The following is a 10,463-nucleotide window of genomic DNA, read 5'->3' as shown; positions in this document are numbered from 1 at the left end:
AATTAACCAGTATATTTATTGGTACAACAACGAACGTCTGCAACAAACACTAAATGGCATGACCCCGGAAAAATACCGAAATCATGCCATTCAAAATTGCGCATAAACTTTTAATTATTTGACTGTCCACTTGACAGGAGTCGAGCCGCCAGTCCTTTTTGTGTGACGGATTATTTGACCCAATAAGCACTCTTATAGTCTTCAACCACCCCGCTGATGTTATGAACCACACCGTTTAACTTGGGATTGGTCAAGAAACTGTCCGCCTGCTGATATAGTGGTGTGACACCTTGCTGTTCAGTCAGCCGTTTCTCAGCGCTGAGCATTTGTTCCCAGCGTAATTGATTGTTGGTGCTTTGATTATTACTGATGGTGTTGACTAGCTGATCGTACTTGGCATCGTGCCAGTGACCATAATTGTGACGGCTATTGCTGGTCATGGACTGCAAGAAGGATAGTGGATCAGGATAATCGGCGCCCCAGCCGGTTAGCAGGAGATCGAAGTGTTCTCGGCTCACACGACTGGCTAAACGGGTTGAATCCAGGGAGATAACGTGGACGGTTAGGCCCTGGAGACGATTTTCTAACTGTGATTTAAGATTCTTAGCTACCCGGATGCTGATGGCATCATTTGGCGTGGCTAACGTTAACGTGGCCGATTTTACGTGCAACTGTTGTTTCGCTGCTGCCCATTCGTGAGTTGCTGCCGTGGCATTACCCTTTACATAGGAAGAAGCTTCCTGCTGGTTAGCAAAATCGGAATGATTGAGGTTATTCTTGCTGAGACCAGCAGTCACAAAGCCCTTAGGTGCCAACGAGGCATTCTGCAGCGCGCTATTGATCAGTCGCCGACGGCTAATTGCGTGCGAAATTGCTAGCCGTGCGTTACGATTATTAATGAGTTTTTTATTGCCAGTGCTGTCTGTGGTAAAATTATAGTCGATTATACGCATTAAAGAGAACGGCCGGACAACGTAGTCCCGGTTATTTTTATTCTCTGGAATTTGTTTACCGATCAGCTGAATTTCGGCAACTTTGCCATTGTGATAGTCCTTTAAGTCTTGGGATGGTGACTTGGAAGTGACGATGGTTAAGCGTTTGAGGTAAACGTGGGATTTATCCCAGTAGAAGGGATTGGGAACCAGTGTTCGTGAAGCACTATTCGCGTGCCATTTGACGAGCTTAAAGGGGCCACTGTAAATTTGTTTATTAGCACTAGTACCATATTGAGTGCCGTAACGCTGAACCGTGGCTTGATGCTGCGGTGCAAATAACGGGTATGCCAAGAGGGTTTCAAAATAAACCATTGGGTGATCTAGCGTGACGCGTAATTCATGATTTGACAGGGCGGTGACACCTAATCTGTCAGCGGGTAATTCGCCCTTTCTGATTTTTTCGGCGTTTTTAATGCCATCAAATAAGTTTGAATTGACGGATCTGGTTTGCGGCCGAACGCTCCGGCACCATGAATAGACAAAATCACTGGCTGTAATCGGCTGACCGTTACTCCAACGGGCATTTTTGCGCAGTTTAAACGTATACGTTTTGGCGTTTTTACTGATGCGGTAACTTTGAGCCAAGCCATTATTTACTCGGCCATTATTGCCTAAACGAAAAAGGCCTTCAGTAGAGCTGCGTAATTTATTAAAGCTATTCACTTTGGAAATATCGACGGTGTTCAAGCGGGTTTGCTCAACTACCGTGACATCTTGATTCCGGGACATGATCCCCTTGCTGTCTGAAGCCTGTTTGGCGTTTGACAGGCTTTGCTGACAGCCGCTTAAAAAAAGTGCTGCCAGGATCACGCCGACTAGTTTTAATTTAGCTTTCATGTGTTTTCCCTCAATCCCAATAACTCTATTTTGATAATAATGAAGCAGTTTCATAACGTCAAGTCTTTACGAGGTGAACAATATTGATAGAAGAGCAACAACTTTCTGCGGGGCAGTTTGCACAGCTCATGAGAATTGATCGGCACGTTCTTAATCGATTTGACGAACTGGGACTATTCAAGCCAGCAGACCGAGATAAGAATGGGCGGCGTGCATACGACCTGACCCAAATTAATCAGTGGCTGTCGTTGCAAGCCACTGTGAAACTTGAAAATAATTTAAATAAAACCAAAGCAACTTTACAATCAAATGAAAACGATCATATCGCTATGCTGAAGTATCAGCAGCAGTTAATTGAAACCCAGCTGAATCAGCTTAGCAGTGCTCATCAGCAAATTTCTCAAGAAATTACGAATCAGGAAACGGCGCGGCAAGCGATGCCGGAAGCGGCAACGGTAGTCGATCGCTCACCAATCAACCTCTTGACCACCACCTTTCCGGAAGAAACGGAAGTCACCAGCGAGCAGATTCAGCAGCAGGTCAGTCACGTCCTGTCAGTGATGACTACGCCACCAATCAACTTGACGGTTGGCCGAGTTCACTCCCGGCACGCGATTGAAGCCGGTCAGTCGGACCTGGTCACCGCATTATACACGCCGTTGAACCCTGGCAGTAAAGTTAAAGCTGATATGACACAGTTAGGCGGCCGGGCAGTGCTGGCATATCACCATTTGAACACGCCCCTGATTGAGGGCTTTAACCATATACGAGAATACGCGAAGCAGCATCACCTTGCTTTGGGGGCTCACTATTACGAAGAACCAGTGATTGGCAGCTGGCAAACGGATGACCCTTCAAAACAGGTGGTCCGTCTATTAGTTGAAGTAAGGAGTGACTAAATGATTGAGTGGTCAGAGAGTAAAATTCGCTCCTTTAGAAAAACGTTACTGGATTGGTATGATCAAAACGGCCGCAATTTACCGTGGCGAAAGGATCATGATCCGTACCATGTTTGGGTTTCAGAAATTATGCTTCAACAGACTCAGGTGAACACGGTAATTCCGTATTACGAACACTTCATGACAGAATTTCCAACGGTCACGGATCTGGCAAATGCGCCGGAACCTCAGTTAATGAAAGCTTGGGAAGGGCTAGGTTATTATTCCAGGGCCCGCAATCTGCGGAAAGCAGCGAAGCAAATCGTCAACGAACGAGGCGGTCAGTGGCCGCAAACGGCAGAAACTTTGCAAGAACTGGCCGGTATCGGCCCCTACACGGCTGGTGCCATTGCCAGTATCGCTTTTAATGAACCGGTTCCCGCCGTTGATGGCAATGCTTTTCGGGTGTTTGCCCGCTTACTGGAAATCGATTTGGATATTGCTAAACCGCAGACCCGCCCGGTTTTTGAAGAAATCATCGGCCGAATTATGTCACCTGACCGACCCGGGGACTTTAATCAGGCAATTATGGACTTGGGTGCCAGCTATATGACGGCTAAAAATCCGGATTCAGCGCATTCGCCAGTGAAGGCTTTTGACCAAGCTTATTTAGATGGCATCGAAATGCAGTATCCGGTGAAGTCCAAGAAGCCCCGCCCCGTTAAAATTGCCTATTACGGCCTGGTTATTCGGCAAGGAAATCGTTTTTTAATGCAACAGCGTCCTAGTGACGGTCTGCTGGCAAATTTCTGGACGTTTCCGCTAATTGCAGAAGATGACGTCTTAGCCTTGAGTGATCACCCAGAACTGACGACGGATGAAGAACGACTGACGTTACTGGAAAAATTAGTTCAGCAGGAGTTTGGCCTCACCATTCACGCGGTACCGATGGGCGGTAAAATTATTAAGCACACCTTTACTCACCGCCAGTGGCTGATCTCATTACTGAGCGCTCAGGTCAAGCCAGGTGCTGACTTGAGTTTTTTCCCTGGGAAATGGCTGTCTGAAGATGAGCTTAAAAACATGGCGTTGCCAAAGGTTCAGGAAAAATTATTAACGCGGGTCTATCAAACAAAATAATCATTCTTAGCATTAACAAATAGAAAGAAAGTGACATTCTTGGCTGGAAATATAGATACTTCAAATCACCCGGTAGATCAGCTGGGGCGGCCGTATAATCGATTGATTTTAGTTTTTACGATGCTGGTGGGGACGTTTAGCACCTTTCTAACGTCTACCATGCTGACGACGGCCTTTCCAACTTTAATGAGATCCTTCAGTATCTCAGCGAATACGGTTCAGTGGTTAACCACTGGGTTTATGCTGATGATGGGAATTGTCATTCCAATTACCGGCTTTTTCCTTCAACGATTTGATTCACGAAAACTTTATTTATCCGCTATTTTTATTTTTAGTATTGGAACGCTCCTATGCTTTTTTGCTAAGGATTTTTGGGAAATCTTAGCTGGTAGATTGATTCAGGGTGCTGGTGTTGGGATTACGGCGCCAGTATACCAAACCATCATGACTTCTATTTTTCCGCCGTCTAAACGCGGCGCGGCTATGGGGACCGCTGGGATGGTTATTGGGTTAGCGCCCGCAATTGGTCCAACATTGGCTGGCTGGATTTTAATGCATTATTCATGGCGGATGCTGTTTTTAGCCATTCTGCCAATTCTATTAATTGTGCTGGTCATGGGTTGGTTTACGTTACGAAAAGTATTGCCAACTAAGAAGGCACCAATTGACTGGCTGTCAGTACTGCTGTCCATGGTTGGTTTTGGGTCCATGCTGTTCGCCTTTTCGTCGGTGGGTGACTATCAATGGACGGATCCCATTGTCTACGTCACTTTGACAATTGGTGTGATCGTGGTTGCGCTATTTATTTGGCGATCTATGAAAATTAGTAATCCGTTACTGCAATTTAAAGTATTTAAACAGCGAGAATTTAGTCTCTCAGCAGCACTAGTCGCGGTTTCGTTCATGTCCATGAACGGCTTTACGCTGATTCTGCCGCTTTATTTACAGACCATTCGTGGCGAAACGCCGTTGGCATCTGGTTTAACGCTCCTTCCTGGGGCCATTGTCATTGGGCTCATGAATCCGGTCACCGGACGAATTTTTGACCAAATGGGCGGTCGGAATATGGCCATCGCCGGGATGTTTTTGCTAACGGTGACGACTGGTTCATTCATTCCCATCACAGCAACGACACCGGTAATTGATATCGTTTGTCTCTATACGATTCGGATGCTGGGAATCTCAATGGTGATGATGCCGGTTACCACTACTGGAATGAACGCGCTGCCGCTGAACTTGATCAGTGATGGAACCGTCGTGAATAATACTGCCCGTCAGGTGTTTGCTTCAATGGGGACGGCGATTCTGGTTTCGGTGATGTCTAACGTGACGAAGAACCATCTTCCCAATGGTGAAGTGGCCAAAGCAACACCGATCCTATTTCGAAAATTAGCGTTGCACGCTAACGTCGTCGGTTTCCGTTACGCGTTTGCCATTGCCGCATCATTTGCATTCATTGGGCTAATAATGGCCTTCTTCTTAAAAGAGCATAAGGGGGCGGTAAAATGATCGCGGTAACTTTATTTGCTGGTGCGCTGCTATTTGCCGTCAGTATGATTTTTATTCCCAGCGGTTTTAAAAAGGCGGTTTGGGTCACCATTGGCCTGGTTTTAACCGTGGGTAGTATCGCACTCATGATTCTCAACTATAATCAGTATTTTGGTATGAAAAAGGTGACGGTGACTCACGAATACCCACTAATTTCCAGTGTAACTGCCAAGCAGCCGGTACTGCTTTACCATCAGATTGGCACCAAAAACGAGCGGGTGTACCTTTACAGGACTAATCCGCTGCAACGGCGTTTGGAACGTACAAATCCCGTTCAGGGACCAGTTCAGGTAACTCAAAACACTGCTCACAATCAGCTGAAGGTATCCAAGACTTACCGGGTGTATCGAAATGAAGAACTGCGGCTGTTATTTAGTGTGGGCGTTGCTAATCACAAGTACGTGATGACCCAGTGGCACTTTAGCCTGAAGCCGGGCTGGCAACTCGTTTCGACCAAGTAAAAGCCCGAAGCAGATTATCTTTCACAGTCTAGAAACATCGTGTATAATAAGCACAATGTCATAATCAAATTGGGGGAGCTGGAAATGGATAACGTTTTTGATGTCTTAAAAATGATTACGATCAACCACCAAGGAGTTGACGGTGCACAACTAGTTGTCACCGATTTAGAAGGCAAGCCCAATAGTCTGCTGACTGACCTGTTGCGAGATACGGTGGGTAATATGCGTCTGTTCATTGATATGGAGAAGGTTGATTCTCCAGACGATGTCTTAGCAGAATTAGGGAACACTACGCCACTGCCAGACGATGTCCTGGATGAATACTCTAAGATCCTTAAAGAACGTGTGGCGGGCTTAAATTTTGCCCCTCAAAAGGACACCATTGAGCTGCTGATTCGCTGATAACAATAATTAATTACTAAATGACAGATAACCAAATAAATATAAGTGAGTACTGCATTGGTTAGGCTGTTGTAGAATTGTGAGTGCGCAAAAATGCGACGTGACAGGCTTGGTATACAGCTGGTTGAATCTGGTCGCTTAAAATAAAGTTTATTTTTTCTCGAGTTTATTGTTGTACTTTTTCGAATTACCTGTTATAGTATTGGTAATGTATTTATGCTTCGGAATTAAGGTACAACGTTCTCTTTAGAATGGCTCCTTATTCAAAAGTTTCAAATGCAAAATTTATTTGCGCATAGCGCATGGAGGTTTCATTCTAATGGAACAAGGTACTGTTAAATGGTTCAACGCTGACAAAGGTTACGGTTTTATCACTCTTGAAAACGGCTCAGATGTATTCGTACATTTCTCAGCTATCAATGCTGACGGCTTCAAGACTCTTGAAGAAGGCCAAAAGGTAACTTTGGATGTTGAAGACGGCGACCGCGGCCCACAAGCTGCTAACGTTACTGTTGCTTAATTCTTAATTAAGCTAATAAAAACCACCAATCATTTTGATTGGTGGTTTTTTTGTGTTCTTCTCAGGATTGGAAGTATTACCTAGTTTGGACTTATATACCACTGGTAAAGCGACTGTGCCACTTGTATTGGCAAGTAGCGGACCTCAACTTGCCGTGAAGAATCACCATGGCGCAATTGAAGCCGCAGGTGAGCTAACTGTGTCCGTTTCATCCAAACCGACTGAGCGATTGTCATAGCTTGAATTCGGCGTTTGGGGATTAAATAAGTTGACCGTTTAAAGAAGTGACCATCTTGTGTGCTGAGCAAGTGCTGGCTTAAAATTGCGATGCCCATGTTATGACCTGCATAGGCGCCTAGGCCTACTGCAATTGGTAATAACAGCAGTCCCAGCCAACCCCAAGGCCGAAAGAAGAGGCCTAAGGCAACCACTGGGATTGCTGTCAGAACGACTGCGTTTCGGATCAGCAATCCCTTTGCCTTGTTACTGATTCGGACATACGTTGGTTCCACTGAAGGTAACCACTGAATGAAAGGCTGAATCTGTTCATAGTGGCGCTGACTAATTACCGGCATCATGACCAGGTTATTTTGATCTTCCTTATCCGCAGCCGAAGAGGCCAGAATCACCTGAACAGACGCTAATTTCAACCATTGCCGAATAATCGTTTGCTCAATGACCACGGCTTGAATCCGGTTTATCGAGGCGGTAATGGTATTATGCTGGAAAAAGCCCTTTTCAGCTAGTAACTGATTATCCTGTTTTGTTAATTGAAAATGGTAATAACGCTGGATGATGATGAGATAGCTAGTTAGCATGCCGATGATTAAGATGCCCAGTATCACGCTGATTAGAAATATGATATTCAAATGCTCTGCCTGGCTAAACGCTGATTGCAGCCATCTTTTGGGGATGATGTTATCTAAATTATTATATAGCCAGCCTAAGGCTACTAATAAAGGAAAGACGCCTAATGAAGTGAGTGCGTAGAGGTTTAAATCAGTCCAGTCGATGTGATAAATGGTGCTAGGAGTCGCCGGTGTGTCCAGGACTGATTGCTTGTTTAGTTGCCCGTTCACTCGTTTTTGCAGCTGACCAACAACTCGATTTGCAACGACTGGCAACTGACCTTCAGCCTTGGCATTTGATTGACCAGCGGTTTCAATGCTTACGGCTAACACTTTGAACGGTTTCATATAGAACCACTGCTTTAATTGTAAGGTTTGAATGCGATCGTAGGGAATGTGAATCTGCTGACGGAAGATGACACCCGAATGGATGGTGATGGCTTGGTCGTCCAGCTCATACGTAAACCACCAGTAGCTAATAACCGCCAAAATAATTGCCAAGGAGACAATGATACCTAGAATAGTGAGGTACTGCCATTGATCAAGTTCCTTAATCACCCCGAACATGATTAAGGTTAACAAGACAACGTTAACAAGATTCTTCCATACCATCAGTATCAGTGCTAATGGGTGTAAGTGCCTAGTCGTCATAGGGAGTCGCCTCCATTGCTAAGGTCATGATTCGTTGTTTTAACTGTGATGCCGTTTCTGGCAAGACTGATTTAATTTTATGGGAAGTTGCCGCGGTTTCAATGCTCACGGTTTGCAGGTGCTGCCACTGAAGAATTGGACCGGCCTCCAAAGTGACGTTTTGGATGCGATTGATTGGAATCGCAGTTTGCTGATGAAAAAAGAATCCAGATTCTATCTCCACCTCCTGAGCCGATATCTGATAACGCCAAAACCGGTAACGATAAGGAATCAATGCCAGTTCTATGGCAACGTCCAGCACCGTTAAGCCGGCACAAATCAGCCACAATACGGCGGACCACTGCCACCATTTAGCGGCTGCCATAAAGCCACCCGTAACGACCAGACCAACTAACAACGAACACCCCGCACTAACTCGCCAAACCGTTTTAATTTTTGCTGGTAAAGCCTGTCCTTTTTCCATAATGCCCTCCGTGTGCTGACTAGGTTACTGTACAGGTTAAGAATACCTTATTAGCAAATGTTTATCCATCGTGAATATTGAGCTGTTAGGCTGATATAAAATTATCTGGTTCAGTTCGCGACTGCGCCCAAGTTAACAGAACAATCTTTACGCAATTAATACACAAACAACAAAAATTCATTACAGACAAACGGTATACTTACTTCGAATGGTAAGGGTGTAGTAGCAAACGCCACTTATAAATCCCGTTGCTATTCCCAGTAGTTCGGTCGCTACTGCGTTCTCCCTATAAAACACTGCACAAAACGGTTTTGAGAAAGCCTACTCTCAAAACCGTTTTGTAGTTTGATGTGGTTGAAAGACAGTAAAGATGAGCCTAAGCGGTGCCGTTACATAATCGGTGTGATAAGATAAGCTTAATTAAAATATCATGATGATGCGAATGGGGGCGGTTTTATCAAAACGTTAGTCGTTGTGGGACATCCACAAATTGAAGATTCAAGTACCCAGCAGTTTTTAAAGGAAGTTGCAGATTTTCCGAACGTGACTTGGCATGCACTAACGACGTTTGATTTAACGGTGACTGACGAACAGAAATTGGTTGAAACAGCAGATCGAATCGTGCTGCAATTTCCGCTTTATTGGTACTCAGCACCGGCCATTTTGAAAAACTGGCTGGATCAAGTATTCACCAGACGGTTTGCATATCCGGATGCCATGGGCAGTTTAGTTGGCAAAGAGCTGGGGATTGCCGTGAGTTTGGGCTCACCAGCTAAAAACTTTGCTGCCGGAGCCAGTGAAAACTATAGCCTTTCCCAGATTATGACACCGTTTCAGGCGCTGGCGCATAAATTACAAATGAGCTTTTTGCCAACGTTTGTTATCGACCAGTTCGGGTATCAGTCGGATGATATGAAGGCTAGATTACTGATTAACTATCAGCGTTATCTAACTCAAAAACGACTGGGCCATTTTGATGACCAAACGAACTGGTTGATTGATCGATTGACGACACTAATTGCTTCAGCACCGGAAGAAAAGCGACAGCAACTCAGCTTAATTTTAGAACAGATTCAAAATAATCAATCTACTCTGGAAGACTTGCAGATGAATCTTAAAATGATTCAGGATATGGAGGAAAGCTAATGGCGGAACAAACTTGGGCCACTGAACAATTATTAACGTTAGCCAATCAGACACCGCAGTTTAAGGAACGCGCTCTTTATTTAGCACTGGCAGAACTTAGTGAGGAACAGCAGCGACGAATTAAGCTGGCGCAAGGTGAGCTGGATGGCCGAACCTGGAATCCATCGCGCTGGTAACGTCAGAGATTTCCCTGTGGAATCGATTAGGGTTAAAATAATAATCAATGAAGTCTGTGGAAACGGGATGATCGTTTGTTATTAGGATACGGTTTTTTATGTGCCGCGATTGTATTTGAAATTATTAGCAGTTCGTTGTTGAAGGAATCGGATGGCTTTCACCGGCTGATTCCGACAATTTGTCTGGTGATTGGCTATACGATCACACTGTTTCTTTTTTCCAAGTCCCTTCGTTGGCTGGACCTAGGTGTGGCATATGCACTGTGGGGAGCCATCGGAACGCTTTTTACGACCATTATTGGGATCATTTTCTTTAAAGAGCAGGTTAATCGATCCAAAGTGGTTGGCGTAGCTTGTATTATTATTGGCACGGTGATGCTGAATATATTGTGAGGTGA

General features: G+C 44.9%; 13 protein-coding genes. 10 read left to right on the top strand and 3 right to left on the bottom strand.

Translation table 11 applies throughout. The annotated features are described in order from the left end of the window. Position 1 precedes the first annotated feature (1 nt). Positions 2 to 106, top strand: coding sequence for an IS3 family transposase (locus tag JUE95_RS11645; RefSeq protein ID WP_268920899.1), 105 nt, complete (start codon positions 2 to 4; stop codon positions 104 to 106). Between the two features lie 64 nt (positions 107 to 170). On the opposite strand, the gene JUE95_RS11640 is transcribed toward JUE95_RS11645, so the two are convergent. Continuing rightward, positions 171 to 1,832 (bottom strand): peptide ABC transporter substrate-binding protein, encoded by a 1,662-nt coding sequence (locus JUE95_RS11640; protein ID WP_203651817.1) that lies wholly within the window; start codon positions 1,830 to 1,832, stop codon positions 171 to 173. An 83-nt stretch (positions 1,833 to 1,915) separates the two neighbouring features. On the opposite strand from JUE95_RS11640, the gene JUE95_RS11635 reads away from it, so the two are divergent. The 6 genes from JUE95_RS11635 (at position 1,916) to JUE95_RS11610 (ending at position 6,781) form a co-directional block, all read left to right on the top strand. Continuing rightward, positions 1,916 to 2,731 (top strand): MerR family transcriptional regulator, encoded by an 816-nt coding sequence (locus JUE95_RS11635; protein WP_203651815.1) that lies wholly within the window; start codon positions 1,916 to 1,918, stop codon positions 2,729 to 2,731. After that, a complete protein-coding gene (gene mutY / locus JUE95_RS11630) occupies positions 2,732 to 3,850 on the top strand; it encodes an A/G-specific adenine glycosylase (protein ID WP_203651813.1) in 1,119 nt (372 codons plus the stop codon). A 39-nt stretch (positions 3,851 to 3,889) separates the two neighbouring features. After that, positions 3,890 to 5,359 carry an MDR family MFS transporter gene (locus tag JUE95_RS11625; RefSeq protein ID WP_235995479.1) on the top strand — a complete coding sequence of 490 codons (1,470 nt, stop codon included), beginning with the start codon at positions 3,890 to 3,892 and terminating at the stop codon, positions 5,357 to 5,359. Beyond that, a complete protein-coding gene (locus JUE95_RS11620; RefSeq protein WP_203651811.1) occupies positions 5,356 to 5,859 on the top strand; it encodes a DUF4811 domain-containing protein in 504 nt (167 codons plus the stop codon). The genes JUE95_RS11625 and JUE95_RS11620 overlap by 4 nt, the downstream gene beginning before the upstream one ends. A gap of 84 nt (positions 5,860 to 5,943) precedes the next feature. Further along, positions 5,944 to 6,261, top strand: a complete 318-nt coding sequence (locus JUE95_RS11615; RefSeq protein WP_203651809.1) for a hypothetical protein — start codon at positions 5,944 to 5,946, stop codon at positions 6,259 to 6,261. 319 nt (positions 6,262 to 6,580) lie between these two features. Continuing rightward, positions 6,581 to 6,781, top strand: coding sequence for a cold-shock protein (locus JUE95_RS11610; RefSeq protein ID WP_054736490.1), 201 nt, complete (start codon positions 6,581 to 6,583; stop codon positions 6,779 to 6,781). Between the two features lie 80 nt (positions 6,782 to 6,861). Here the strand turns inward: JUE95_RS11610 and JUE95_RS11605 are convergent, their stop codons facing one another. Together JUE95_RS11605 and JUE95_RS11600 are read right to left on the bottom strand one after the other, a co-directional pair. Further along, on the bottom strand, positions 6,862 to 8,280 hold the full coding sequence (locus JUE95_RS11605; RefSeq protein WP_203651807.1) for a PH domain-containing protein: 1,419 nt from the start codon (positions 8,278 to 8,280) through the stop codon (positions 6,862 to 6,864). Next, positions 8,270 to 8,746 carry a PH domain-containing protein gene (locus JUE95_RS11600; RefSeq protein ID WP_203651840.1) on the bottom strand — a complete coding sequence of 159 codons (477 nt, stop codon included), beginning with the start codon at positions 8,744 to 8,746 and terminating at the stop codon, positions 8,270 to 8,272. The genes JUE95_RS11605 and JUE95_RS11600 overlap by 11 nt, the downstream gene beginning before the upstream one ends. Positions 8,747 to 9,199: 453 nt before the next feature. Between JUE95_RS11600 and JUE95_RS11595 the strand changes: the two genes are divergently transcribed. From JUE95_RS11595 to JUE95_RS11585, 3 genes are all read left to right on the top strand, one after another. Continuing rightward, positions 9,200 to 9,889 (top strand): NAD(P)H-dependent oxidoreductase, encoded by a 690-nt coding sequence (locus JUE95_RS11595; protein ID WP_268920924.1) that lies wholly within the window; start codon positions 9,200 to 9,202, stop codon positions 9,887 to 9,889. Continuing rightward, a complete protein-coding gene (locus JUE95_RS11590) occupies positions 9,889 to 10,065 on the top strand; it encodes a hypothetical protein (protein WP_203651796.1) in 177 nt (58 codons plus the stop codon). The genes JUE95_RS11595 and JUE95_RS11590 overlap by 1 nt, the downstream gene beginning before the upstream one ends. Positions 10,066 to 10,140: 75 nt before the next feature. Then, positions 10,141 to 10,458, top strand: a complete 318-nt coding sequence (locus JUE95_RS11585) for a DMT family transporter (RefSeq protein ID WP_203651794.1) — start codon at positions 10,141 to 10,143, stop codon at positions 10,456 to 10,458. The last annotated feature ends 5 nt before the right edge of the window (positions 10,459 to 10,463 follow it).

This window comes from Secundilactobacillus yichangensis (assembly GCF_016861565.1).
GTDB classification, from domain to species: Bacteria; Bacillota; Bacilli; order Lactobacillales; family Lactobacillaceae; genus Secundilactobacillus; species Secundilactobacillus yichangensis.
The sequence above is the reverse complement of the archived record's forward strand: the minus strand, read 5'-3'. Positions and strand labels throughout refer to the sequence as shown.

Coding starts and splice junctions, on each gene's coding strand:
- JUE95_RS11640 (WP_203651817.1), bottom strand. CDS start 1,832: ATGAAAGCTAAATTAAAACTAGTCGGCGTGATCCTGGCAGCACTTTTT.
- mutY (WP_203651813.1), top strand. CDS start 2,732: ATGATTGAGTGGTCAGAGAGTAAAATTCGCTCCTTTAGAAAAACGTTA.
- JUE95_RS11620 (WP_203651811.1), top strand. CDS start 5,356: ATGATCGCGGTAACTTTATTTGCTGGTGCGCTGCTATTTGCCGTCAGT.
- JUE95_RS11615 (WP_203651809.1), top strand. CDS start 5,944: ATGGATAACGTTTTTGATGTCTTAAAAATGATTACGATCAACCACCAA.
- JUE95_RS11610 (WP_054736490.1), top strand. CDS start 6,581: ATGGAACAAGGTACTGTTAAATGGTTCAACGCTGACAAAGGTTACGGT.
- JUE95_RS11605 (WP_203651807.1), bottom strand. CDS start 8,280: ATGACGACTAGGCACTTACACCCATTAGCACTGATACTGATGGTATGG.
- JUE95_RS11590 (WP_203651796.1), top strand. CDS start 9,889: ATGGCGGAACAAACTTGGGCCACTGAACAATTATTAACGTTAGCCAAT.